We start from the raw sequence: 25,962 nt of genomic DNA, 5'->3' as shown, positions 1-25,962 counted from the left end.
AAATTAATCCGTTTCCAAATTAATTTTACGCTGTCAATTCAATATGTTTATGAACTTGTTTCTTTTCTTATCTTAACTCGTTACCTTGCTAAGCGGGTGCAAATATAAAACCCTTTTTTAACTCTCACAATAATTATTTAACTTTTATTTTAAAAAGATTTAATACCTCTTTAACCTAAATACTAAACAATATACTTATGAACTTTCTAGCTAATTACGTTGCCGTTTTTAGCGGCTGCAAACTTACAACCTTTTCTGAAACTCACAATGTTTTTTATTTCTTTTTTTTAAAAGTTTTTTACCGCTTTTAAAATCTTAATCAATCAACCTGCTTATGAACGTTACCCGTTTAAAGTTTTACCTTTTTTAGCGGGGTGCAAATATAGATCCCTTTTTGGTTCTGACAACCTTTTTTATGAAGTATTTTTCAAGTTTATTTTAAATAAATGTTTACCAGCGATTTACATTACAACTTTCTTTTGATATTACATCTGTGTTTATCGTTATGACTAATTAACGGGTTTATTATACTCTGTATTTTATCCCGTTTTAGGGTGAATTTTAATTTAACTGTCTCTTTTTTTAATACAATTGACAATGATATAACATCGCTTTATATGGTGAAACACTCATTTCACCCATTTGTTTAGTTTTATAATTATGGTTTTTGATGTGTTACTGTATTTTTTGTTTGTTTTTTAAGGTTAGTTAGAACTAAAAGGATTCTCATTTTTTTAAATTTCAGGTAAATAAAATGATGACTTAATTCATCCTTATATATAGAGACATGTGTTTATTTTAGTTTTGATATTATTTACTACCTTATATATAGGTACAACTATTTTATTGTTTTCTCTTTTTATGTCTACCTATATAATAGGTATCTAGTGATTCGATAGTACTTCTCCCCTATTTTAGTTTACACCTATTATATATAACATTATACGTTTTGTAAACTAAAACTATATTTTGGTTTAAAAAGTGATTATGCAAACTAGCCCTGCGTTAGGGATTGAACGGCATGTTTGAGCTCTTTTTGTGTGGTTACACCTATGCAACACAAAAAAGCGAGTAGTGAAAGCCCGACTCTAGCTATACCACTAGAAGGTGTAGCTAGAGTAACGCCCAAACAACAACCTAACTCAACCAATTTATTCTTTTTTCACAGTTTTTCTTTAAAACTTAAATTTTAATTAAGAAAATGCACAAAAAGATGATTAAAACACAACATTTTATGATAAACTCAAAATATTCAATTATCAATTTATCTAGATTAGAGGTTTAAATTTAAAAACACATAATTTATGGTAGCTTAAATTTTTGAAGTGATAATTTAAACAAGGCTCTGCCTGAAAACCTTTTAATTTTTTGAGCTATAGCCTATATTTAAAGGATACAAACCTTTATTTATAGAACATGCGAATAGGTATTATTATTGGTAGAATTGGCGGCGTGGACGGTGTTGCGCTAGAAACTGAGAAATGGATTGATGTATTAAAAAAATTGGGACATGAGGTGTTTATTATGTCTGGAGAATTTGAGTCGTGGACTATGGATTACGACCATGATTACTTGTTTCCTGCTTTATCTTTTTTTTCGGTAGAGGCTGAATGGGGACAACGCAAAGCTTTTTATGAACCGGATAAAGATCCTGGACCATTGTTGGAACATGTTGAGAGTGCTTCGAACATGATTCATGATGCCATGGTTAAATGGGTGAGCGACAAAAAAATTGAGGTTCTACTTTCTGAAAATGCATCGGCACTACCCTGCCATCTTTCTATGGGTGTGGCTATTAAAAAACTGATTAAAACTACCGGCCTGCCTATTGTAACTCATGATCATGATTTTCACTGGGAACGTGGTGAGCGCTATGTATCGGCTCATCCGGAAATTAACCAATATGTGGATGATAATTTCCCCTTGCTATTACCTGACGTAAAGCATGCCGTTATTAATACGTTTGGTGTTGAAACGTTTAAAAATAGATTTAACATAGATGCTACTTTAGTGCCGAATGTTATGGATTTTAATCGCATTTATGGCGTGCCAACTCCAGAAAATCAGTTTTTCCTGAAAGACTTAGGTATTACCGAAGATGAAATTGCGCTTTTACAAGTTACCCGTATTGTGAGGCGTAAGGGTATTGAAACTGCCATTTCTTTAATTGATAAACTGGATGATAAGAAACTAAAACTTGTTATTACCGGTAATAATAATGATGATGAAAATAAGGAATATTATAATGAATTAATAGACCAGATACATCAACTTAATTTATCGAGCCAAATAATATTTGCTGCAGATAAGGTTTTAGATCATAAAGACCTATCGGACGTTTATGCCCACGGTAGAGCAGCAACCTACTTTAGTACTTATGAAGGTTTTGGGAATGCTTTTGTAGAAACTGTACTTGCCAAAAAGCCAATTTTTGTAAATAACTACAAACCGGTTTACATGCAAGACATTGGTAATAAAGGTTTTGAAACCGTAATGATTGAAGATGGCAACTTAACTCCGGAGAGCGTGCAACAGATGTCTGACATTATATACAACCCACAACGTTGTCTAGAAATTGGTGAATATAACTTTGAGATAGGAAAAAAGTATTTTTCTTATGATGTACTAGAAGAGAAATTAAGCAGTTTATTTAAATTTTAAAAACAAATAATGATTAATAATAAAACAGCGAGAATACCTAACATATTAAATACATTAAGAAATGAAAAAATAAATACTTGGTTTGACCTCGGTTTATTTATTGATAAATTTAAAGAACAAAATTTTGCATCGGCCTTCAAAGGAAAGGCTTCTACTTTCGATGCTGAAATTGAAAAAGGTGGTGTTGCGTTTCTTACCTTTTACTTTACCATAGATGGTATTACGGTAGAAACGGAAAAATATGCCAAAATCTTTAAAAACATATATCCCGATATTCCCATTCACTTTGTTGCCGGAGATATAAAGGACGAGGCAGATGAGCTAATCCCTAATGGCGCTTTTAAAAAAGTAATTCCAGAAATGGAAGCCTTTGATGCTTGGCCGCTATACGAAGACTTCTTTAATATAAAAATGGAACGTGGCAGTGAGGCTTACAATGCACTTATTGGAAAATTCTGGAAAGAGGTTTTAGTTTTAGTCGAAAAACTGGGAAGTTACATTGAGGAAAACGATATTTCGCTGTTGTATCTCATTAATGTTTGCTCCAATCCAGGAAATGTTTCTCTAGCGCTTGCCACAGTTTTAATTTCGGAATATTTAGGTATTCCTGTAATAAACAACAATCATGATTTTTATTGGGAAGGCGGTAATAGAAAGGAAGACATTGTAAAGAAAGGTTTAAAAAAAGGGCCAAGAGATTTCTTTTTTCATAATGCACATATTGGCGAATTTTTCTCTGTTATAGAAATGGTTTACCCATGGGAAAGTCGTTCTTGGATGAATGTGAATATTAACAAAATGCAGCAAGAGCATCTTATTAATATCAATGGTCATAACCCTGCAAATGTAGCCTTACTCGGGACTGCTGTAGACACCAAAATGCACCAAATGAGTAAACGCGATATTATAAAAGCGTTTATGCAAGTCTCTACCATATTTGCAAATGAAAAAGACACCATTACCGTACATACTGCTGCTCACCATAAAGATAGTGAGCGCTCGCTAAAACCTATACTTTTAGGACATAAAACCATTAAAAATTTCGATTTTGTAAACAACAACATCGTATTTCTACAACCTACACGAGTGATTAGTAGGAAATCTATTGAACTTAACTTTAAGCTTATTAAAAGGTTGTTTTCTTACGATTCTTTTGCAGAGAAATTCACTACTAATCCGCAATTAAAATTATCACTCATAGTTTCTGGCCCTATTCCTCATGGTCAGCAAAATTATTATCGCGATTTAAAAGAAGATTTTACAAATTTCCTTAAAGAACTTCCGAAGGAATATAAATCCCGCGTATTACTCGGCTTTTTATTTAGTGAATTTGATAAAAACGAGTTTAAGAAAAAATATAAGAAACCTTTAAATATTGAACAACTATACGATGTTGCTTCTCTAATTTTATTACCAAGCCAAACCGAAGGACGTGGCCTACCTATTATAGAAGCCGCAGCCTGCGGAACACCTATATTTTGTAGACAGTATGAACCAAGAGAAGTTTACGACCAGGTTATTGGTAGACACTTAGATGAATCTCTACGTTTAAACGTTTTAGAGTTTAAAGGCTCTAAAGTCCCTAAATTACTAGCTGAAAAAATATGTGACCATGTATTTTATCCTCAAAACCGAATGGTAGATGTTACACATAATAGAAGTGTAATTAACAAGCGCTACAGCATAGAATCTTTAGAAAAAAACATGCGATATATTATTGAGCGCATGTGTTTACAGCTTGATGCTCTAGGTAGTGAAGATAATACGCAAGTTGTTACCTTATTAAAAGAGTATAAAAAATCTGTTGATTTTGAAAATGAAGATTTAAATGCTATTCTGAATAAAAAAACGAGGCATTATTTACCAGGATATGGCCGCTTATCTTTTATGCTGTATTTAAAATCTTTAATAGACCCTAGCTTTTTTAGGGTTGAAGAGCAGCTTGTAAAAGGAAAAGTAATGCGTTATGCCAGAATGATGGAAAACGACATTCCTGATTTAGTAAATACTAATTTGCAACAGATCCATAAATACTACAATGCTATTGATGATATTTTTAAATATGTAGATGGTGAAATTTCAACGAGACATGATCACGCTCTAACCTATAGACATCGAAACAAAAAATCATTCGCATATCAAGCTTTTACCTATCAGGAAGTAACAGGCTTAGTGAATATGATTTATAATGATATTTTTAAACCTCAGCATTTAGCCGATTTAACTTTGGCTCCACAGTTTTTCGCAGATTGGGAATTGGCTCTTTTTCAATTAACCAACAGTAAATATTTGGGTATCGATGATCGAAAAATATTAACCACCAATTTAAAAAAGAATGTCCCAAAAGGATACTTCCCGGGACGATACATTAAACATGAGTTAGAATATTTTGTTTTGCAGCCTATTCGTGCTCAATTAAAATTAACTATAGAAGAAGAACTTACAGAAGAAGTGCTACAAAGTAGTGTAGATTCTCTAGAAAAGATATACATATTTATTCATGAGCCAAGAATAACCAAGTGGTTTTCTAGCGCCAATATTAAAGAATATTTAGAAAGCGGCAAAGAACCAGAATTGGGTTTACTATATAAAGCAGGCGTTGTTCAAATAGTTGAAACAAAACAATGGTCGGAAGGTGTACATTTTCCGCAAATGGGACCAAAAGCCATCAAAATTTTAAGAGACATCAAAGAAGCAAATGGTTTTTTAATAACCAACGGTGAATATTCTGCTATGATGACTGACATTATAGAAATTGATCACTTCCATATTGGCAAGGTTTTATATGAAATGACTGCCAAAATTATGGGCATACCAAAAGATAGTGGTTTTATTCAATTTGTACCAGCAGCTGTTCGAACCACTTTAGCATACCCTACTCCAATACAAACAGCGAAAGATTTCAATTTAGCTTTAAAGAGTGATGATTTTAATGCACTGAAAAATACTATTGGAGAAAAAGAATTACTTAAAATAATTTCTACTGATGCCATAAAAAACGGAACCCCAATTGTTAAACTTCTTGAACAAATAAAAGAAGGTCTTAAAAAAACGAAAACCGTTGAAAAAGTAAAATCTTCTTTCGCTGGTGGCGTTTATAGCGATGGTCTACCATGGAGTGGCGTATTAGCCGAAATTGACACAAAAAAACATAAATGGAAATTTGCGGCACACATTGCAAATAAGGAACCTAAAAATGTACCTGCTCTAATAAAGGAATATAAACAGAAAAGCAAAAACCCAAATAAAATAGAACTCGCTTGGAATGGTGGCTATATTTTAAATCCTGAGTTAGTAGGCAAACTTGGACTACCTGAAACCTATATTGGTTCTCCTTTAGGTTTATTGATTATGAACAATAAGGTGTTTTGTCCGCCACTATTTAATAAACCTGCATTTATTATTTATAAAAATGGCGATGTTGATATCAGGAAAGTAAATTGTGAAGCTGGTTTAATTGTAAAAGGCAAACAAAAAAATATTGTTTTCAGTTCGAAAAACTATAATAAGCATAGCGATTCCGAAGCTTGTTTTTACGATTTATCATATTCCGAAGAAACCTTTAAAGGAAATGGAAATGTTATTATCAGAATTGCAGGAAATACTGTAAAACAAATTATTAAAACGAAAGCAGGTGAATCTGTTCCTGCTATTTCTGTAGGCATCACTTTATCTGTTCCTTCTAACATTTTCTCGAGCACGATGTTTAAAGAAGGCATGCCTTTAGATATTCAATTATTAGAACCAGAAAACAATCCTTTTAAATGGGATGAGATTTCATATGCTATTGAAGCTGGCCCTATGCTAATTGATAGCGGAAAGCAAATTTTAAACATGGAAGATGAAGGTTGGAAAACCTCTAACTCTATTAAAACGCAAGCCGCTAGGTTAGATTTCACAGATATGCGCGGACCAAAAATTGCCGTAGGGATTACAAAAGAAGGTAAGCTTATGGTGCTTATGGTTAATGGAAGAATTAGAGAATCGGTTGGAGCTACTCATTTTGATATGGTTGATATTCTTCTAAAATATGGCATGGATAAAGCTATGGGGTTTGATCCAGGAGGAAGTAGTACCTTAGTTGTTGATGGAAATATTATGAATATCTCGCCTTACAATAAAAATTACGAGAAAGATATTTACTCGTTACCACCAGAACCTAGATTTGTAGCTAATGCTATTATGGGTTGGATTGATGATTAGTTTTGATTGAGTGTTTCGGAAAATCATTTAGAGAACCTCAACAACTGAATATTAAAAAGCCACTTTCTATAAATTTAGAAAGTGGCTTTTTAATTGTATTCATTTAATACTCTCAAAAGAAACTTTTTTTTTCAAAAAACAACCTAAACTGCTTCAATATATTTACGCGTAGCCCTTTTTAAGTTTTCAGATAATGATTTCAACCAAATAAGTTGATTTGGTATTAAATAAGCTTCCTGTAGATGATGCATATCTCTGGTACTAATTTCAGTATTACCTCTTTTAATATTTTTATCTCTTTTATGAGAAAGGTGCTGAAACGTTTTCAGTAGTACATCTTCAGCTTCTTTAATCGACTCCGCATCACTTTGTTTGATAGTAGGTTTACCTTCTAATATAGCACAAGACATTTCTAATGTATTAGCTATTTTAAAAACCATAACATCAAATTCTTTAGAAGCTGAAGTTGTCTTGTGATTAACAATAAAACTACCTATAGAAGCTGTAGCCGAAACCATTGTTTGGTTTAAAGTTACTAAACTATATATAAGTTGAAATTCTCTTTGTTTAGATTTAGGATCTTGCGTTAACCTTTGAAAAGCAGCATTTAAATTACTTATGGCTAAAAAAGCATCTTTTCTAGCGACTTTATAAGCCAATTGATTCTGTTTTTTAGCATGGTATAAATCCTTTGTTGCGAGCAAATAACTAGTGTTCTTTTTTACAGCATCAAGAAGTACGTCTTTTAAATTGTTAACTTCCCAACTTGGCCATAATAAATAGTTCGCTACTATAGCAATTATTGCTCCTATAATAGTATCGGTAACACGATATTGAATAACCTCGAAAGCATCTGGGTTTATAAGCGAATAAACAAAAATAACATTGATTGTTATTAACGCCGCCGCAAATTTATAATTCTCTTGAATTAATGCAAATGCAAAGATGAGTGATACAATCGCCATTGTGGCATAAACCACAACATTTTGGGTTAACAATACAATACTAATAGCAACGGTGGCACCTATAAGCGTACCAATAATACGGTCTTTAGAACGCTCTTTCGTTAGGCCGTAATTAGGACGCATAATAACCAAAATGGTTAAAACAATCCAATACGTATTATGGATTTCTAAAACAGTGCCAAGTACAAACGCAAACATCACTGCCACGGTAAAACGTAGCGCATGTCGAAATAAATTAGAACTAAAACTAAGGTTTTGAATAATAACGTTTAACCTATATTCTTGTAAAGTTAAAAACTGGCTAGCATCTTGTCGTTTTAATGACACCTTAGAAGCCTCTCTAACATTAGCCATAACACGTCGAATAGCTCTTACTTCTTCCAGTAATAATTCTTGATAATCGTATAAGTTTTTTAAAACCAATGCACCTTCTCTAGCTTGTGGAAGCGTAACATCATCAACATAATCGGAAATAGCATCATTAGCTTTTGCAAGCGCATCTAACAGAACATTCTTATTCGGGATTTTTCGTTTTTGAATAAGTAAATCTGATAATTTTATTAAATGGTTCCCCAACACTTTATTCAAATTCTTAGATGCTTTCAGAAATTCTTTCTTATCAATAAACAACCTATCAATTTCGTTATAATCTAAATGCTTTGCTTCAATAAGTTCAAATATATTTATGGTCGATATAAATATTAATAGTTGCTTTTCGTCATAGTGAGAACGACCAGATTTCTTTCTTTCAACATATAGAACTTCTCTCAAAGTTTCATGCTTTTCGTTAATCTGTGTTTGCAGTACTAAAGCTTCTTTTATCAGCGTTTCACGTTTATTCTTCTTTGTTAATAATCGCGCTCTTAATTTTAAATATTCTCCAATAAGAGCTAACGTATCCGATAGTAACTGATTATTATCTTTTTTAGGTGCTAATTTCTGAAAGGTGAACGATACAAATAAATACCAAAGTCCACCAATACCCATAAGCCCGATATGATTAAAAATTTCTTGAGGACTTTCCTTTTGAACTGCAAGAGCAAGAACCATGGATAGTAAACCAGAAAACGAAACTAACGAAGCCCTAAAACCATACACCGATATAAGCGAAACCACAAATGATATGATAGCCATTGCAATTAGCAAAAGCATTAAGTAAGGCTTAAAAAATAGAATTGTGCAAGTAACCAGCATGGTTAAGCCAATACTAATTAAAATGGCATTTACCTTTCTTTTTAAACTCCCCGGAATATCTCCTGGTGCATTTAAAAACACACCAACCACTACAGATGGAGCCCACTCAGCATACCCCAAAATATACATAATAACCAAAGGTGTAACCACTGCAGTAGTTAGCCTAATACCTCTATATAAATTGGAGCCTCTTAAAAATAGCTCTACATTGTTTAAGTGTTTATTCAATATGTACGTTCTTACTAACAAAGATACTTTAATTCAGTCAATAGTCTTTGCTATAAATAAAACACCAATACTACTATATATTAGTTTTTTAATTATTTCAATGCAAGCCTTCTTTACTCACATCTACCAATACCTCAGCATCAACAGGTTTTTGTTCGTTATTATGAATTACAGAAATATCACCAGTACTTTCAAAAATAACAGCTTTCACCTCATTAAAGTCGTGCACATTTGCTTCTCTAAGTTTCGCAATTAAATCGTCTTTACCAACATTACATGCCTTTAGTTTTTTGTGAAGAATTTTGCCATTCCACATAATAATTTGAGGCTTGTTTGTAAATAATCTTTTAAAGAAATCTATTTTCCGAACTAAATAAGAAAATAAGGTTTGAAAACCAATAATAGCGATTAACGCAACAGCTCCTTTCCCTAAAGAATAATTACTATTTAATATAATGGACGCCAAAACAGACCCAACTGCAATAGTTGAGGCAAAATCGAAACTAGACATTTTAGCAAAGGTTCTTAAACCAAAAACTCTAGTTATAATAATTATTATTGAAAAAACACCTAATACGGAAAGCACTAAATTAATGTAGTCTTGTAAAGTCATAATTTTATTTGATGGTTTGTACCTCAAATATATTTCAGAAACCTATAACCCATTAATGCTATTGATTTAATTTGTAACCGATATCATTTAACCATCAAAACGTTAGATTCTCAATGCTTAATAATTTTTCAATGCTTTTACTTTGAAAAACTTCGGAACAAAAATTTCAATTAGAATAAAAACTAGCAATCGTGATACGCTTCAGCGAAGACCAACTTCTTCCCTGTTAGCTTTTCAATTTGTTCGGCATAAGCATCAAAAAATGAACATGCTTGATTAAAAATTGCATAATTATGCTTTCCGTTATTAAGTACAATTTCAAGATACGCACCTCCACTACCCTTTGCAGGTAGCACGTTCTGCACACAAAACGATTCTATTTCGTTTGTTCTAAATACTTGAGCAAATTCATTAGAAGAAAAACCTATCTTTTCATTTTCTCTATCTACCCAAATTACAGCACTTTCATTAAACACTTCACTAATTTTCTTTGGTCTACGCTTTATCCTCACATGACGTTTATAATCGGTAGGAGTTCTTACTTTTTTATCAAACACTAACGCTTCAGAAATTATTAAATGCTTTTCATAATCGATATCCATTAACAATTCGGGATATCCCCTCCTATTTTCAATAGATAAAGAAGTATAACCACCATTAAATTGCCAATCACTATCGTAAGTATAGCAAATAGACAAATTAATTCCTTTAAAACCGAAGTGGATGTTTTTTTGATCGTCTCTTTCATAACCATAATTTTTATTATCCAAGTTTAGATCTCTTTTTAAGATTTCCTTTAAATCATTATAACTTCTATCCGTTCCCTGGTTATCAAAACAGTGAGTATAGAAGTTTAAAACAGCAACATCCTTTCGCTTATTATCAAAATAAGAACCAAAATCATTAAGTAAAATATTACCGATACGAATTGGATATTTAAATTTCAGTATACTCTGATTATAAGGTGATTTTTGAAAAAAGACATGTTCACTTTTCTCAAGTTCACTATACGTGGTGTTCCAGTTTATAAATTGCTTTCTGGGAGATTGAATTTCAAACCCATCTGCATAATCATTATAGCCTGTTGCTAGAATCTGGTATGTAGGACTCTGTTGCTTCCTCCATATTACTTTTTTAAATTTTTCCTTTTTATTGATACTTTCAAAAAATACGGGATCGTTAAACTTAAACCTACTCGATAATGTTTCATAAACGTTTTTAAATCCTTTATAATTTACGGGAATATAATTTTGATGATAATCAAAAAGAAAAAGACTCACCAAATTGTTCTGCCCTATAACAATGTAAGCATATTGCAGATCATTTAAATTCACCACACAACTATATATACCATGGTTCCCTTCACAAATAAGTTTATCATTTTCAAGAGTTACAATGCCATCATCACCTTCTTTTGGAAAAACATTATCGTTCCCTAATTGATTTTTAAAAAGTTTATTGAAAAGATTCATCATTTGAAATGTAATAAATTATTGGTTCTATTTCTTACAAAGGTTTTCATAAAAATAAATTTCAATAGAAAACCCAAGTAAACATTACTGACACCTTATTATGTTGTGAAGTAAAAATATAAATATTTCTTGCAGATTGAATCTATTGTGGTAATTGTTTTCTAAACCCATTCTTAATTAAATAACGTACTTACCTCTAAATAAATCCGTTAAACAAACAAAAAAGAGAAAAAACATCACAAAAACGTAAGTTAAAGCTTCATTATCCTTAATAAATAGTTAAGTTTGTTTCCCCTAAATACCGAACTAACTTTTATAATTATGATTAAACTCAAAAAAAACATGAGTAATTTCGATAGACTCGTAAGGTTTATTGTAGCCATACTCCTGTTATCTTTATTTTTTTTAGGTGAAATTAGAGGTCTTATTGGTATAGTACTTATTGCGATTTCATTTATGTTCGCCTTTGCCAGTATAACTGCTTTTTGCCCTTTTTACAAAAGCGTAAACTTTAACACCAATAACAAAGACGATTATATTTAAGTATTACAAAATCTTGTAAATTTATCTACCCTCATTTTATTTTTTTTTAAATTACATTTTAAGTTTAAATACATCCTTTAAGTTTTCTGGTTATTCTACACTAGCTTAACTTAAAACAGGACACTCTCTTTCTTATATCAAAAAATACGTACATAATATTTCCTAGCAGTATTAGTTATTCTTAAATTTGAAAAATCAGCAATGTGTTTTATTTTTAAATTATGAAGAAAATTGATTTCTCTAGAAACCTTCTACTCCGTTTTGTCTTTTGTTTGGCTCCTATTTTAATAAACGGACAAACTTCAAAAAAAATTACAGATCAATGGATTGATAAAGATGAAGATGAAAACTATACTGCACGACACGAATGCTCTTTTGTACAAGCCGGTGATAACTTTATACTTTTTGGAGGAAGAGAATCTGCCCAAACTTTAGAATTATACAATTTTAAAAATAACATCTGGAAAAAGGCAGCCACTAAAGCACCAAAAGAGTTTAACCACTTTCAGGCGACCTTATATCAAGGTTTTGTTTGGGTTATTGGCGCATTTAAAACCAACGCTTTTCCTAAAGAAACACCTGAAGAAGCTATTTGGCTATACCATCCACCAACCGATAAATGGATAAAAGGTCCTGAAATTCCAGAAAATCGTAGACGTGGAGGTGCAGGTTTGGTTGTTTACAACAATGCATTTTACTTAATTGGCGGGAATACTATAGGCCATAATGGTGGTTACGTAAATTGGTTTGACACCTATAATCCAAAAACAAACACCTGGACGGTTTTAGAAAATGCATCTCAAAAAAGAGATCACTTTCATGCCGCAGTTATCGGCAATACACTTTATGCTGCTGGTGGCAGAAAATCTGGTGGAGAAGGTGGTGTTTTTTCTCCATTAATTGATGTTGTGGACACTTATAATTTTGACACAAAAACATGGTCTACTTTAAAAAATAATTTACCAACACCTAGAGCTGCGCCGGGCATCATGGCTTTTAACAACGAGTTGTATATTATGGGTGGCGAAGGCGAGAAAAAAGGTCCTGCTTTTAAAATTGTAGAAGCCTATAATCCTGAAACTGGGATTTGGACAAATAAAGCACCAATGCTTTACCCTCGACATGGCTCTCAAGCTATTTTATCTGGTGAAGGTATTTATATTGCGGCCGGATCTCCAAAGCGAGCTGGCGGCAGACAACTTAACATGGAGGTATATAATAAGGACAAACCTAAAGGAAAACCCCTAATTGCTTCGAAACTCGTTACTCCTAAACAAATAAAGGTACAAACAAACGGCAATACATCTATTACCGTTAAAAATAAAAAGGGTAATACAGGTAGTTTTATTAGCGCAATTAAAATAATAGGTACAGGAAAAGACAATTACAAAATAGAATCTAAAACTGAGCACTTTTTAGTAGATGCCAACTCAACATTTAACATTGAAGTAAAACATCTTGAAAAACTATCTAATAAAAAAGCAACTTTAGAGATAGTTTACAATGGTGATATTGTTAAAACAATTGCTTTAATAACGGAATAACTTGAGCTTATCTTATTTTCGAGATAACCTCTACTCCAACCAGTTTTTAAAATCTTTTACGCGTTCGCGTGCCACAATAACATCTTGCTCGTTATAAGACTGTAACTTAATTTGCAACCTCGAATTGGTGTAACTCACCATATCTTTTATGGCATTAATGTTTACAAAGAATTTTCGATTTATTCGGAAGAAGGTTTGTGGTTCTAGCTCGTCTTCTAATTGATCTAGCGTGCTATCTAATAGGTAATTTCTGCCTTCTGTAGTATGCGCATAAGTGCCTTTGTTTTCGCTATAAAAACATTCAATATCATCTATATTAATAAGTTTTAGATGCTGCCCTACTTTTATAGAGAAGCGCTTTTTATAAACGCGATCTATTGGGTTAACAAGCAATTTTTTAATGTCGTCAAAATCTAAGGTAACGCCTTGTTTTTGCGGAGCACGTTCTTGATACTTTTTTACGGCAACCTCTAAATCGTCGTCGTCAATGGGTTTTAATAAATAATCAATGCTATTTAATTTAAAGGCTTGTAGAGCATACTCATCATAAGCTGTAGTAAAAATTACAGCGCTTTTAATTTCTACTGTTTCAAAGATTTCGAATGAAAGTCCGTCGCTTAATTGAATGTCTAAAAATATTAAATCAGGATGTGGATTATTTTGAAACCACTCAATTGATTCTTCTACGGAATGAAGCATAGTTTCGGCTTCAATATTTAATACTTTTAGTTGACGTTGAAGTCGGCGTGCCGATGGTTTTTCGTCTTCTATAATAATGACTTTCATAGGTTGCTTTTTATTTTCTAATTAATGATAATGTATGATTTCTACACACACATAACATCATTTTAATTGACACTTTACTTAGCTGATTGGCCAGCGTTAGGGATTGATGCGGCATCCTTTTTTGGTGTTTTAAAACCAATGCTTACTTTAAAAATAAGGTTTCTTTTTAAGTTAACAATTGTTCATGGAAACCAAACGCCAAAAAAGATATAGCGGAAAGCCCGACCCTTGGGTAACGTCCAAATTATTTAAACAATCTGAACTTTGTTTATACTACTCCCATTTGGTTTCATCTTTTTGCATGTATTCTCGAACTTTACGTTCTTCCCAACTTTTACTGAATAAGGCATGTTTACCAAATACGCCCAAAGCGTGAAAAGACAAACCGATACCCCAGAAAAAAGCAGTACTAAAGGTTCCAAAACTCCATAAATCTCTACCAGAATTGAAGGCTACCATACCTATTAAAAAAAGATTTATTATCACGTAAAATGAGGCATGAGAATAAAAACCTTTGAGTTCTTTTACTCGTTTTTCTGCACGTAAGTAAGCATCTTCGTTTTCAAAATTATTATCGATATTGTTGTTTATTCTTTCCATGATGTTTTGTTTAAAATTAAAAAAATTTGATTCAATATTGTTCTACTTATTTTGTTCGTTACGCATAAATTCTTCGATTTTGCGTTTTTCCCAGTTGCTACCAAAAAGGCCATTCTTTACGAATACTCGATAAGCATGGATGCATAAACCTAGACCCCAGCCAAGCATTGGAAACCAGAACCATTGTACATTCCAGAAAGTTTTATAGTTCACGAAAATTAGAAAAGGAATTACTAAACAGTATGATAAAAGGCTGTAATAAAAACTTTTTAATTCGTCTACATGATTGCGTGCGCGTAAATATTGATCGTTAATTTGTGTATTTTGTGTTTGCATGATTGTTGTTTTTTTTGTGAGCATCGGTATGCTTACCGCAAAGGTGCTCGCTTGTTGATTAATGTGTATTGTTTTACTGGTTAAGAGTTTGTAGCGTTGTTTTATATTATTTAAACCTACACCTGTACTCTTTTTTACTATTTGTTTGGGTTGTAAATTATTTTCTACCACTAGGTTGCCGTTGCTTTCGTAAATTTTAATATGCAATGGTTTGCTACTTGTTACCATATTGTGCTTTACCGCATTTTCTAATAATAGTTGCAGAGATAGCGGCACGACTTTGCTTTCTGGGTTTTTAGCCATTTCGGGCATTGTAAAAACTATACTGTCTTCGAAACGCATTTTAAGCAGTAACATGTAGGTTTTTGCAAATTTAAGTTCCTCGTTAACGGTTACCAATTCTTTACTTTTTTGTTCTAAAACATAACGATATACTTTAGATAAAGAAGTCGTGAATTTTTGAGCATTTACCGGGTTTTCTTCTATTAAACTACTTAATACATTTAAACTATTGAATAAAAAATGTGGGTCTAACTGGTTTTTTAAAGCATCGAACTTTGCGCTTGCGGTACCTGCTATTACCTTTTGTTCTTTTATTCGGTTTTGTTGATAGCGGTTGTAAAAAAACACCACATGAAACCCAATAACGATAGTTAAGGTAATCCATAAACCAAACTGATAATTTTGCCATCTTTGGTTAGCTAAAAAGACACTAAAGGTGTTCCCAAAGTAAAAGACATTGGTTACGGCTCGCATAATAAAGAGACCAATAAGAGTTATTACTGTAGAACCGGCTATACCAATAGCTATACGTTTTAAATACATACCTTGTTTCCAGGTTCTGTTCTCTAGATAATCGAAATAAAACATATTTGAATACCCTAAAACAAAGGCATAAAGCTGATAAAAAACAAAACTGATTAATAAATCGTTAAAAGTTTTAAACTCAAACTCATTATATAAATAGCCTCCTATTAAAAACACTAAACACCCTAAGATAAAAGTGACTATAATATATTTTACTGATTTTGCCATGTTTTGTTTTTAATAGATTGGTATACTTAATTTACTTTAATTTTTGTTATTTTTTTTGAATCGCTGCCTCTAATTTTAATAATACATTGTTCCATAATTGTTCTTGTTTTGGTTATTGATAGTACAAATATCGAACAGAACTACGTGTTTTTTAAAATTGAATTACCGAACTGTATTTTTTTTATGCTGAATTGTAATTTACAAAAAAAAAGCAGCCTAAAAAATATTTTAGACTGCTTGACTATAACTTGATGGCTTTTATTATTAGCCCTCGTATTTAAAGAATATTGGCACGGCATAGGCTACTTTTACGGGTTTGCCACGTTGCTTGCCTGGTTCCATTTTTGGTAACTTACCAATAATACGTTCGGCCTCGGTTTCTAAAATTCTATCTGGACCTCTAGAACGAATATTAGTGGTAACACCTTTAGAATCTATAATAAAGATAACTGATACACGACCTTGAATCCCCATATCTAATGCTGCTTGTGGGTAAGTAAAGTTTTTAACCACATGCTCTTGCATTTTTTTCTGGAAACAATCTTTTGTTTTTTGTTTATCTAAACCTTCACATCCAGGAAAAACAGGTACATCTTCAATTACGGCAAAAGCAACTTCTGCTTCTTCTTCTATTTTCTCAACAACAACATCACCTACTGCTACAATGTGTTCTGAAATAGCATCATCTTGTCCTGTTTCTGTACTTTCGAAAACAGTTTCTTCAATATCAACCATATCTTCTACTACCTCAATCGTTTGCGTAATTACAACCGGAGCAGCTGCCGGAGGTGGAGGTGTAGCTGCTTTTACAATAGGAATATCGTCCTCATAGATTACTTCCATGTCTAAAACATCCATTGCAATTTCATCTTGTGCATCGTAAGTCTTAAATTCTAAGGCTTGCCAAGACAAGAATAACATCAAATTAAGTCCGATAGCGAAATATAAACTGCTATTACGACCAATTTCTAATTGTGGGTTCTTTTTAACTTCCATGACTACTTATTTTGATACTATAAAATTATTGTAATTAGCAAAAATCAACTATGATAATTATCATATTCTCTCAATACCCTTCAAATAATTAAGAAATCAAATAATTTAGTAAGCCATATAAACAAAAAAAGGCCACTCCAAAGAGCAGCCAATTAGCATTTTATATTATAAATAAGTATTCTTATTTTATTTCATTCAGAATAAAACCCAACATTATCTAGTTAAACGTCCTGATGTGTTTCCTCCTAAAATCCCCATCACCTCTTTTACTGTTGCTAAATTTACATCACCTTCATATGTATGTTTTAAAGCACAGGCTGCACTTGCAAACTCTATGGCTTTATAATCATCGTCCAGTTTTTGTAAACCATAAATAAGTCCAGCTGCAAAAGCATCTCCTGTACCTATTCTATCTACAACGTGTGTAATATCTAAATCTTCAGTTTCTCTAAATTCAACACCATTCCACATTCTAGCACGTATTTTATGCCAAGATGCGTTTACAGAAGTTCTAATTTTATCAAAAACTTTTTCTATGGAAGGAAATTCTTTTATCAATTGCTTACTTGCTTCAATAAAAGCCTCGTTAGAGTAATTGTATTCAGTACCTAAAACTTCATTTATTTCATTTATACCACCTATAAAAATGGTAGAATAATGAAGTAATTCTGTTAAAGCTTCTTTTGGATCCTTATCATATTTCCATAATCCGCTTCTATATGTAGGGTCGGCAGAAATAGTAAGTCCTTTTTCTTTTGCTAAAATTAACCCTTGTTTTAAAGTATCAAAACTACCTTGGGTTAATGCAGGTGTAATTCCCGTCCAATGAAACCATTTCCCATCGTCTAAAGCACGTTCCCAATTCACCATAGAAGGTAAAATCTCTGAAAACGAAGAGTGCGAACGATTATACGAAATATTACTTGGGCGCATTACAGCCCCTACTTCAAAGAAATAAACACCTAACGGACGTTTAGATAAACTTATAGACGAGGTATCTACACCAAATTTATTAATATAAGATAATGCCGTTTCTCCAATAAAATCGTCAGATACCGCACTAATATGTCTCACATTACCTCCAAAATTAGCAATTGAAATTCCAACATTTAATTCGGTGCCTCCAAAATAAAATTCAACCATGTTAGATTGAATAAATTTTTTGTGTCCACGAGGTGAAATACGCATTAAAACTTCTCCAAAGGTGATTACTTGACTCATAAATATACATGTAAAGTTATTCGAACAAATTTAACATTTGATTTTGGTAATACTCAGCAAACCCATGATTATTTTGTCTTAATTACATAAATCGCACCTAATTTGTAAGCTTATTAAAATTAGAGTAAATTCGTAACGCATCTACTAACAAAACATAAATTCGTTTTATTAATTATGAAAATTATTGCCAACAACCTTGCCAAACCAACAACAATAATTTGGAACAAAAAGGAAGTCGTTACTGGTATTTATAAAACACCAACAGCCTCGCCTATTTTTCTTGGCAAAACCGATGTGGATAATGATGAAGTAACCGATAGAAAATATCATGGTGGCCTATTTAAAGCTTGTTACCTTTTTTCTGAAAAACATTATGATTATTGGAAAAAACGCTATCCCGATTTAGAATGGAATTGGGGCATGTTTGGAGAAAACTTAACCGTTTCTAATTTCGATGAATCGGAAATTTATGTAGGCAATATATATAAAATAGGAGACGCTTTAGTACAAATAACTCAACCTCGTGAACCTTGTTTTAAATTGGGTGTAAAATTTAATGACCAAAATATACTTAAGGCATTTATAGATTATGGGTTCCCAGGCTCTTATATTAGAATACTAAAAGAAGGTTTTGTAAAAGTAGGAGACCATATGGTTTTACAAGAAGAAGCTAAAAACTCCTTAACCATAGCCCAAATGTATCAATTGCTATACGCTAAAGAAAAAGACCAAGATTTACTGAAACGCGCTATAGAAAATGATGCCCTTCCGGAGAAAAAAAGAAACAAATTAGCTGCATATTTAAAATAAGCTGAAGCGGTTTATAGTATCTTTGTAGCAAATTATTAATACATGTCATTTAAAGACTTACAATTAAATCGCCCAATTTTAAGAGCCGTTGCCGAAGCAGGTTACGACAATCCAACCTTGGTACAAGAAAAAACCATCCCTTTGGTTTTAGAAGGAAAAGACGTTATTGTTTCTGCACAAACAGGAACAGGAAAAACGGCTGCGTTTGCGCTTCCTATTTTACAGCGCTTATTTAATAACCAAGAAGCTCCTAAAAAAGGTAAAAAAATTAAGGCTTTAATTATTAGTCCTACTCGCGAGTTGGCTATTCAAATAGAGAATAACTTTAAAACCTATAGCACATATACAAACTTAACAACCTCTGTTATTTTTGGCGGTGCACCTATCGAACCTCAAAAGGACGTGTTAAAAAAAGGTATAGACATTCTAATTGCTACACCTGGACGTTTATTAGATTTACATAAACAAGATGCTTTAAATTTAGATTATGTAGAAACACTTGTTTTAGATGAAGCCGATTTAATGCTAGACATGGGCTTTATTGACGATGTTAAAAAAGTAGCCCGCCTTTGCACCAGCGAAAAACAAATTTTATTGTTTTCTGCAACTATCCCTTATAAGGTAGAGCAATTGGCAAACACGATATTAAACGAGCCAGAACGTGTAGAAGTTGCACAAAACTCTTCTACTTCAAAAAACGTAAACCAACTACTCTATTTTGTACCAAAACAAAATAAAATAGAATTAGGTTTACACCTACTACGCAATACTATTAAAGGAAACATCATCATTTTTAGACGTACTAAATTTGGTGTAGAAAAACTTGAACAAACCTTATCTAAAAATGGTTATAAAGTAGAAAGTCTTCATGGTGATAAAAGTCAAACTGCTCGACAAGATGCCTTATTACGTTTTAAGAAAGGCGAAGTAAATATTTTAATTGCTACAGATGTTGCTGCCCGTGGTATTGATATTAGCGATTTAGATGCTGTTGTAAATTTCGATTTACCAAATATACCTGAAACTTACGTACACCGTATTGGTAGAACAGCTAGAGCAGGAAAAGCAGGTATGGCATATTCTTTATGTTCTGCCGATGAAAAAAGTTATGTACTCGCTATACAACAACTTATACAAATGCAACTTGATGTTATAGACGATCACCCTTACCCTTTAGATCCAAAAGCAAAGCCAATAGTGCATAAGTCTCAAAAAACAGGAGGCAGCAAGCATAAAAAAGGTAGAAAAAGTGAAGCTTCTAAAAAGAAGAAAAAACGTTGGTACTAATAGCGTACACAAATATTAAAAATTCAGTATAAAACAAAAAAAAAGAGCCTTAATAGGCTCTTTTTTTGTTTTATACATTTCACGCTTTTATTTACTCGCAAATAGCTTAACATCCTGCTCGCTAACCTCAGCACCACCAAGAATAATAAGGCGCTCGACTACATTACGCAGTTCACGAATATTACCCGTCCAGTCGTACTCTTGTAATAATTTAACCGCTTTTTCGGTAAACTTCTTTTCGTTTGTACCTTGTTCACCAGATATTTTTGATGAAAAATGTTTTATCAATAACGGAATATCTCCACGTCTTTCATTTAAGGCTGGTACTTTAATTAAAATTACCGCTAACCTATGGTACAAATCTTCTCTAAAACGTCCATCTTCAATCTCTTTCTTAAGGTTTTTATTAGTTGCTGCAACTACACGTACATTAACTTTAATATCCTTATCACTTCCTACACGTTGAATTCTGCTTTCTTGTAAAGCACGTAATACTTTGGCTTGCGCCGAAAGACTCATATCTCCAATTTCATCTAAGAAAATGGTTCCACCATTAGCCGCTTCAAATTTACCTGCACGATCTTTATTCGCACTTGTAAAAGCACCTTTTACGTGTCCGAATAATTCACTTTCTATTAATTCGCTAGGTATGGCAGCACAATTCACTTCAATTAAATTTCCTTTTGCTCGATCACTCTTTTCGTGTAACCAATGAGCAACAAGTTCTTTTCCTGTCCCATTTGGCCCTGTAATCAACACACGCGCATCGGTTGGAGCTACCTTATCTATAATATCTTTTATTTGAGAGATTTCGTCGCTCTCACCTATCATTTCGTATTTCTTACTTACTTTTTTCTTCAGAATTTTGTTTTCTACAAACAACTCTTTTCTGTCTAAAGCATTACGAACCGTGTTTAATAAACGATTTAAATCTGGCGGTTTAGAAATATAATCAAAAGCCCCTAAGCGCATGGTGTTTACAGCCGTATCCAAGTCTCCATGACCAGAAATCATAACCATAGGGATCTCTGGTTTTATTTTTTTAGTAGCTTCTAAGACTTCAACACCATCCATTTTAGGCATTTTAATATCACAAAGCACTAAATCGTAATCTTCGTTTTTTATCTTTTCAATACCAATTAATCCATCTTCCGCTTCTTCAACTTGATAGGTATCATTTTCTTCCGAAAGGATTTTTATAAGCACACGTCTAATGGCTGCTTCATCTTCTATTACTAGTATTTTTGGCATCTTTATATTTTAAATTTTAGTCCACTTCTTAAATAGAACGCATTAATATCGTCTAATTTAAAAATTTCATCTCTATTTTTACTTCTAATTACATTATTTAATCTCACAGTATAACCAGTGTACAAATATGCAGCTAGATGTTTTGTAAAGCAATATTCATACCCCAATCCGCTAACGGCAACAGATAATGATATATGCTCAGCCTCTTTTTCATTAATTACTAAAGGTTTTTGTAAATGCGCCAAGTAACCATCGAGACCTGTAAATACTTGTAAATTATTTTTAGGATTAAAATGATACTTTAAATTCGATTTAGGAATTCCGGCTGTATAACTCCAATTATCATCAATTTTTCTATAATAACTAACAAACGGTAACGGAAAAGGCAAACCGGTTGTAGCATTATAAGTTAAACCTAAAATTAATCGACTGTCTTTTTTTATCTCTTCACCTGCAGTTCTTTTATTAATAAAAAACACGCCACCATTCATAAAAAAATCATCTGAATTTAATTTATGCGTAAGTGTTGATGCTATTCTTGGATTAAATTTAACTCCAAAACGCCATTTTTCATTCCACTTAAACGTATAAGCCAAGTTTAAATCTATAATGTGGATTTTATTTAAACCCGAAGTTTCAAAATCATACTCATCTTCTAAGTTTAATAGAATTCGGTTATACTCGCCACCAACAATAAAATAAGAATCGTTTTTAAGTTCTATAGGATAATTTAATAAGGCCCTTAATCGTGTATATTGATCTTCGGAATTACTCTTTGGAATAAATGAGTATTCTAAGCGTGCCAAATCTGTTAATTGTGCATGCGCCATATAAAAACTGGTCATAAACAATAACATTAACACCTTTTTAAATTCCAGTTTTTCTATCACAATTTAGTCAGTATCTATTGTTTAATAATATGAATATCTCTTTGAGGAAAAGGGATTGAAATTTTATTCTCTCTAAATAAACGATCTATTTCAAAACGAATTTCACTTTTAGGAATTGCTCCTTGAAAACTATCGTTTATAGTGAATACTAATTTAAACTCTAAAGCACTATCTCCAAAATTTGTAAAAAACACATAGGGCTCTGGATGTTGCATTACCGACTCATGATTTGCTGCTGCTTCTAACAATATTTTTTTTACAAGTTGCACATCACTGCCATATGCTACACCAACCTCAACAGCTTCTCTGGTAGACGATCCGTTTTGCGTCCAGTTATACAAACTATTCGCTAAATATAAATGGTTAGGTATTATTAACACTCTATTATCTATAGTTACAGCTCGCGTTGTGCGGAGTTTTATTTCTTCTACGCGCCCAACTTTACCTTCTATTTCAATAATATCTCCAACATGTACCGATTGATCAATTAATATAAAAATTCCAGAAATAATATCTTGGAATAAGGTTTGAAGCGCCAAACCAACACCTATCAATAAGGCTGCTGAAGCGGCAAATATAGCCGTAACATTAATACCAATAGAATCCATGGCAATAAGCAATACAACTAAATATATTAACCAACGAGCAAATGAAAAAACTGTAAAGAATTTACTTTTATCATCATCCGACATTTTACGCGTCATTATATTTCGTGCAAAGCGTAAAAAATAGGTAGTTAATATTAAAATGATAAGCACCAGCAAAACAGACTTTACTTTTAGTACGCCTGTTTCTATGCCACTCCCATCTTTAATGGTATAGGTATAAACATTATAATTTAAAAACCCCATGAACTGTTCCCAAATGGAACTATTCTCGATAGTGTCTTCTATTTGATCTATAACCTTGTCTTGCATTTTAATATTTAATCCATTTAATTAACTCTTTGTATGTTGGTTTTTTGCCATACATTAAAATACCAACGCGGTATATTTTTGCAGCAAACCAAACCGTAAGCATAAATGTGCCTACTAAAATAGAAAACGACAATACTTGCTGCCAAATTGGAACCCCAAACGGAATACGCATAAGCATAACCACAGGCGACGTTAAAGGTATAAACGAAAAAACTGTCGATACGGTTCCGTGTGGATCTTCTACCACTGTAAATATACCAATATAAACGGCTAAAACTAGAGGCATTATAATAGGCATCATAAATTGTTGCGTATCTGTTTCGTTATCTACAGCTGCACCAATAGCCGCGTAAAACGAACTGTAAAGCAAATAACCACCAATAAAAAACAGTATAAACGCCAACACTAAATTCAATAAAGGCAAATTGTAAAATGCTGTTAAAACATCTTGAATTCGCATGTTAAGCTCAGGGTTTTCCATGGCTTGTTGCACCATTTGTTGCTGCGGCGTTTGCACTTGTGCCAAATCTATCCCAAACACCGCCGAAAGCACAAACATTAAAATAAAACCTAAAATAGTCCAAATTAAAAACTGTGTTATTCCTGCTAGAGAAGTTCCAAAAATTTTACCCAACATAAGTTGTACAGGCTTTACAGAAGAAATAATAACCTCTATAATTCGGCTTGTTTTTTCTTCTATCACACTTCGCATAATCATGTTTCCATAAATAATGATGAACATAAAAAGCAAATATCCTAAAGCGCCACCAAAAGCAATTTTGATAACACTGTCTATTTTTGATGTTTTCTGTCCATCAAAACTTTCTTGTGCTATTTCAACGCTAATTTTAGAAGCATTAATCATATCTACATCTACTCCATTTTGCAGAAGTTTCATATTAGTTAACTTAGCTTCTATCTGATTTTCTAAATCTGAAATAGTATTTATCGATGGAGATTCTTCAGAATAAAATGTGATATGCTTAGATAAGTTTTTTAAATCTTGTATTTTATCTACATGCAATAAACCGTAAGCTTCCGTTTCTTTAGATAAATCTTTAGCATCGTCTAAAGACATATCTTCCAAAACATGATATGTGGTATGCTCTGAATCTTTAAAAGTATCTTTTACTAATCCAGATTCGTCCAATACAGATATTAAACGAATTTTATCGTTGTTTAATTGTGTTAAGTATGCAACAACACCAATAAGCGCCATAAAAATAATGGGACTTAAAAACGTCATAATTATAAACGATTTATTTCTAACTTTATTTAGATATTCTCGTTTTATAATAAGTGGTAAATGGTTCATAAAAATTAATTATTCTTTACTGTTTGAATAAAAATATCGTTAACGCTTGGTATTAATTCTACAAAATGAGAAACTTCGCCTTTACTTGCCAAGAAGCCCAATAAATCGTTAGATTTTTGAGAGTCTTGAAGTTTAATATTTAATTTTAATTCGTTTTCTAAAGTTTTAAAATAAGCATCGGACACATCGAATTTTTGAGCTAATTCTTGTTTTAATTCCGGTTGATTATTTGATCGAATTCCAACTTCAAAAGTATTTGATTTAAATTGACGTTTTACATCAACCAATTTCCCTTCTAATATTTTATTCGATTTATGAATTAATGCAATATCATCACATAATTCCTCTACAGATTCCATTCTATGTGTAGAAAAAATAATGGTAGCACCTTGATCTCTTAAATGTAAAATTTCATCTTTAATAATATCAGCATTTATAGGATCGAATCCTGAAAATGGCTCATCAAAAATTAATAGTTTAGGTTCGTGTAAAACCGTTACAACAAACTGAATTTTTTGCGCCATTCCTTTAGAAAGCTCCTGGATTTTTTTATTCCACCAATCGCCAATATCCAAACGATCGAACCAATATTTTAAACGTGCTTTAGCTTCAGTTTTACTTAAGCCTTTTAATTGAGCTAAATAAAGAGCCTGCTCGCCCACTTTCATGGTTTTATACAAACCACGCTCTTCTGGCAAATAACCAATATCTCTAATATGATTTTCGCGCAAGGCTTCGCCATCTAAAATAACAGATCCCGAATCGGGCATTGTTATTTGATTAATAACTCGAATTAAGGTTGTTTTCCCTGCTCCATTAGGTCCTAAAAGTCCAAAAATGCTGCCTTTAGGCACTGACAGAGACACTTTGTTTAGTGCGGTAAAGTTGCCGAAATTTTTAGAAACTTCGTTAACTTCTAATAAATTACTCATTAATTTTTTAGTTGACTTGTTTGCCGTAAAGATATTAAATGTTTAGTTGCTAGCTTAAGTTGAACGGATGCTTTCTTAAAAAATTAGTTTTAATCTTTTCGCTCAAAATTAAGATGTTTTAATAGTTGTAAACCCTATACATTATTTGCTTCTAATTCTATTG

At 32.4% G+C, this 25,962-nt stretch carries 19 protein-coding genes; 6 read left to right on the top strand and 13 right to left on the bottom strand.

Features of this window, described 5'->3' with window-relative positions:
* Positions 1-1,416: 1,416 nt before the first annotated feature.
* Both BM246_RS18680 and BM246_RS18675 read left to right on the top strand, forming a co-directional pair.
* Positions 1,417-2,661: a glycosyltransferase gene (locus BM246_RS18680; RefSeq protein ID WP_074940260.1), complete on the top strand. Its 1,245-nt coding sequence runs from the start codon at positions 1,417-1,419 to the stop codon at positions 2,659-2,661.
* A gap of 9 nt (positions 2,662-2,670) precedes the next feature.
* Positions 2,671-6,864, top strand: coding sequence for a phosphodiester glycosidase family protein (locus tag BM246_RS18675; protein WP_074940256.1), 4,194 nt, complete (start codon positions 2,671-2,673; stop codon positions 6,862-6,864).
* 143 nt (positions 6,865-7,007) lie between these two features.
* Here BM246_RS18675 and BM246_RS18670 read toward each other — a convergent pair whose 3' ends face one another.
* The 3 genes from BM246_RS18670 to BM246_RS18660 all read right to left on the bottom strand — a co-directional run bounded on the left by BM246_RS18670 (position 7,008) and on the right by BM246_RS18660 (position 11,339).
* Positions 7,008-9,251: an FUSC family protein gene (locus BM246_RS18670; RefSeq protein ID WP_074940250.1), complete on the bottom strand. Its 2,244-nt coding sequence runs from the start codon at positions 9,249-9,251 to the stop codon at positions 7,008-7,010.
* A 97-nt stretch (positions 9,252-9,348) separates the two neighbouring features.
* Positions 9,349-9,864 carry a DUF421 domain-containing protein gene (locus tag BM246_RS18665; RefSeq protein WP_042506740.1) on the bottom strand — a complete coding sequence of 172 codons (516 nt, stop codon included), beginning with the start codon at positions 9,862-9,864 and terminating at the stop codon, positions 9,349-9,351.
* A gap of 182 nt (positions 9,865-10,046) precedes the next feature.
* Positions 10,047-11,339, bottom strand: coding sequence for a hypothetical protein (locus BM246_RS18660; RefSeq protein ID WP_074940245.1), 1,293 nt, complete (start codon positions 11,337-11,339; stop codon positions 10,047-10,049).
* A gap of 318 nt (positions 11,340-11,657) precedes the next feature.
* Here BM246_RS18660 and BM246_RS18655 point away from each other — a divergent pair, with 318 nt between their 5' ends.
* A complete protein-coding gene (locus BM246_RS18655; protein WP_042501579.1) occupies positions 11,658-11,879 on the top strand; it encodes a YgaP family membrane protein in 222 nt (73 codons plus the stop codon).
* Positions 11,880-12,100: 221 nt separating this feature from the next.
* A complete protein-coding gene (locus BM246_RS18650; protein WP_074940240.1) occupies positions 12,101-13,423 on the top strand; it encodes a Kelch repeat-containing protein in 1,323 nt (440 codons plus the stop codon).
* 30 nt (positions 13,424-13,453) lie between these two features.
* Here BM246_RS18650 and BM246_RS18645 read toward each other — a convergent pair whose 3' ends face one another.
* The 5 genes from BM246_RS18645 to BM246_RS18625 form a co-directional block, all read right to left on the bottom strand.
* Complete coding sequence (locus BM246_RS18645) at positions 13,454-14,209, bottom strand: LytR/AlgR family response regulator transcription factor (RefSeq protein ID WP_042501572.1); 756 nt, start codon at positions 14,207-14,209, stop codon at positions 13,454-13,456.
* A 273-nt stretch (positions 14,210-14,482) separates the two neighbouring features.
* Entirely contained in the window at positions 14,483-14,809 is a 327-nt protein-coding gene (locus tag BM246_RS18640; RefSeq protein ID WP_042506737.1) for a 2TM domain-containing protein, read from the bottom strand.
* 42 nt (positions 14,810-14,851) lie between these two features.
* Positions 14,852-16,180 (bottom strand): 2TM domain-containing protein, encoded by a 1,329-nt coding sequence (locus BM246_RS18635; protein ID WP_074940235.1) that lies wholly within the window; start codon positions 16,178-16,180, stop codon positions 14,852-14,854.
* Positions 16,181-16,444: 264 nt separating this feature from the next.
* Positions 16,445-17,176, bottom strand: a complete 732-nt coding sequence (locus BM246_RS18630; RefSeq protein WP_074940231.1) for an energy transducer TonB — start codon at positions 17,174-17,176, stop codon at positions 16,445-16,447.
* Between the two features lie 213 nt (positions 17,177-17,389).
* A complete protein-coding gene (locus tag BM246_RS18625; RefSeq protein WP_042501566.1) occupies positions 17,390-18,397 on the bottom strand; it encodes a sugar kinase in 1,008 nt (335 codons plus the stop codon).
* Positions 18,398-18,571: 174 nt separating this feature from the next.
* Here BM246_RS18625 and BM246_RS18620 point away from each other — a divergent pair, with 174 nt between their 5' ends.
* Positions 18,572-19,207 carry an MOSC domain-containing protein gene (locus BM246_RS18620; RefSeq protein WP_074940228.1) on the top strand — a complete coding sequence of 212 codons (636 nt, stop codon included), beginning with the start codon at positions 18,572-18,574 and terminating at the stop codon, positions 19,205-19,207.
* A 42-nt stretch (positions 19,208-19,249) separates the two neighbouring features.
* Positions 19,250-20,494 (top strand): DEAD/DEAH box helicase, encoded by a 1,245-nt coding sequence (locus tag BM246_RS18615; RefSeq protein WP_042501562.1) that lies wholly within the window; start codon positions 19,250-19,252, stop codon positions 20,492-20,494.
* Between the two features lie 87 nt (positions 20,495-20,581).
* On the opposite strand, the gene BM246_RS18610 is transcribed toward BM246_RS18615, so the two are convergent.
* Genes BM246_RS18610 through BM246_RS18590 form a run of 5 tightly spaced genes read right to left on the bottom strand, consistent with a single transcriptional unit; the run spans position 20,582 to position 25,799 of the window.
* Entirely contained in the window at positions 20,582-21,745 is a 1,164-nt protein-coding gene (locus tag BM246_RS18610) for a sigma-54-dependent transcriptional regulator (protein WP_074940225.1), read from the bottom strand.
* 2 nt (positions 21,746-21,747) lie between these two features.
* Positions 21,748-22,590 (bottom strand): DUF6268 family outer membrane beta-barrel protein, encoded by an 843-nt coding sequence (locus BM246_RS18605; protein ID WP_083415857.1) that lies wholly within the window; start codon positions 22,588-22,590, stop codon positions 21,748-21,750.
* A 59-nt stretch (positions 22,591-22,649) separates the two neighbouring features.
* Complete coding sequence (locus tag BM246_RS18600) at positions 22,650-23,552, bottom strand: mechanosensitive ion channel family protein (protein ID WP_042506728.1); 903 nt, start codon at positions 23,550-23,552, stop codon at positions 22,650-22,652.
* A gap of 1 nt (position 23,553) precedes the next feature.
* Complete coding sequence (locus BM246_RS18595) at positions 23,554-24,867, bottom strand: ABC transporter permease (RefSeq protein WP_074940218.1); 1,314 nt, start codon at positions 24,865-24,867, stop codon at positions 23,554-23,556.
* Positions 24,868-24,872: 5 nt separating this feature from the next.
* Positions 24,873-25,799 carry an ABC transporter ATP-binding protein gene (locus BM246_RS18590; protein ID WP_042506724.1) on the bottom strand — a complete coding sequence of 309 codons (927 nt, stop codon included), beginning with the start codon at positions 25,797-25,799 and terminating at the stop codon, positions 24,873-24,875.
* Between the last annotated feature and the right edge of the window lie 163 nt (positions 25,800-25,962).

This window comes from Algibacter lectus, from assembly GCF_900112395.1.
Lineage (GTDB): Bacteria > Bacteroidota > Bacteroidia > Flavobacteriales > Flavobacteriaceae > Algibacter > Algibacter lectus.
This window is presented reverse-complemented; position numbering and strand designations above follow the sequence as displayed.

Bases quoted from the DNA above. Each gene is read 5' to 3' on its own strand.
- BM246_RS18680 (WP_074940260.1), top strand. From the start codon at position 1,417: ATGCGAATAGGTATTATTATTGGTAGAATTGGCGGCGTGGACGGTGTT.
- BM246_RS18675 (WP_074940256.1), top strand. From the start codon at position 2,671: ATGATTAATAATAAAACAGCGAGAATACCTAACATATTAAATACATTA.
- BM246_RS18665 (WP_042506740.1), bottom strand. From the start codon at position 9,864: ATGACTTTACAAGACTACATTAATTTAGTGCTTTCCGTATTAGGTGTT.
- BM246_RS18660 (WP_074940245.1), bottom strand. From the start codon at position 11,339: ATGATGAATCTTTTCAATAAACTTTTTAAAAATCAATTAGGGAACGAT.
- BM246_RS18655 (WP_042501579.1), top strand. From the start codon at position 11,658: ATGATTAAACTCAAAAAAAACATGAGTAATTTCGATAGACTCGTAAGG.
- BM246_RS18650 (WP_074940240.1), top strand. From the start codon at position 12,101: ATGAAGAAAATTGATTTCTCTAGAAACCTTCTACTCCGTTTTGTCTTT.
- BM246_RS18645 (WP_042501572.1), bottom strand. From the start codon at position 14,209: ATGAAAGTCATTATTATAGAAGACGAAAAACCATCGGCACGCCGACTT.
- BM246_RS18640 (WP_042506737.1), bottom strand. From the start codon at position 14,809: ATGGAAAGAATAAACAACAATATCGATAATAATTTTGAAAACGAAGAT.
- BM246_RS18635 (WP_074940235.1), bottom strand. From the start codon at position 16,180: ATGGCAAAATCAGTAAAATATATTATAGTCACTTTTATCTTAGGGTGT.
- BM246_RS18630 (WP_074940231.1), bottom strand. From the start codon at position 17,176: ATGGAAGTTAAAAAGAACCCACAATTAGAAATTGGTCGTAATAGCAGT.
- BM246_RS18625 (WP_042501566.1), bottom strand. From the start codon at position 18,397: ATGAGTCAAGTAATCACCTTTGGAGAAGTTTTAATGCGTATTTCACCT.
- BM246_RS18620 (WP_074940228.1), top strand. From the start codon at position 18,572: ATGAAAATTATTGCCAACAACCTTGCCAAACCAACAACAATAATTTGG.
- BM246_RS18615 (WP_042501562.1), top strand. From the start codon at position 19,250: ATGTCATTTAAAGACTTACAATTAAATCGCCCAATTTTAAGAGCCGTT.
- BM246_RS18610 (WP_074940225.1), bottom strand. From the start codon at position 21,745: ATGCCAAAAATACTAGTAATAGAAGATGAAGCAGCCATTAGACGTGTG.
- BM246_RS18605 (WP_083415857.1), bottom strand. From the start codon at position 22,590: ATGACCAGTTTTTATATGGCGCATGCACAATTAACAGATTTGGCACGC.
- BM246_RS18600 (WP_042506728.1), bottom strand. From the start codon at position 23,552: ATGCAAGACAAGGTTATAGATCAAATAGAAGACACTATCGAGAATAGT.
- BM246_RS18595 (WP_074940218.1), bottom strand. From the start codon at position 24,867: ATGAACCATTTACCACTTATTATAAAACGAGAATATCTAAATAAAGTT.
- BM246_RS18590 (WP_042506724.1), bottom strand. From the start codon at position 25,799: ATGAGTAATTTATTAGAAGTTAACGAAGTTTCTAAAAATTTCGGCAAC.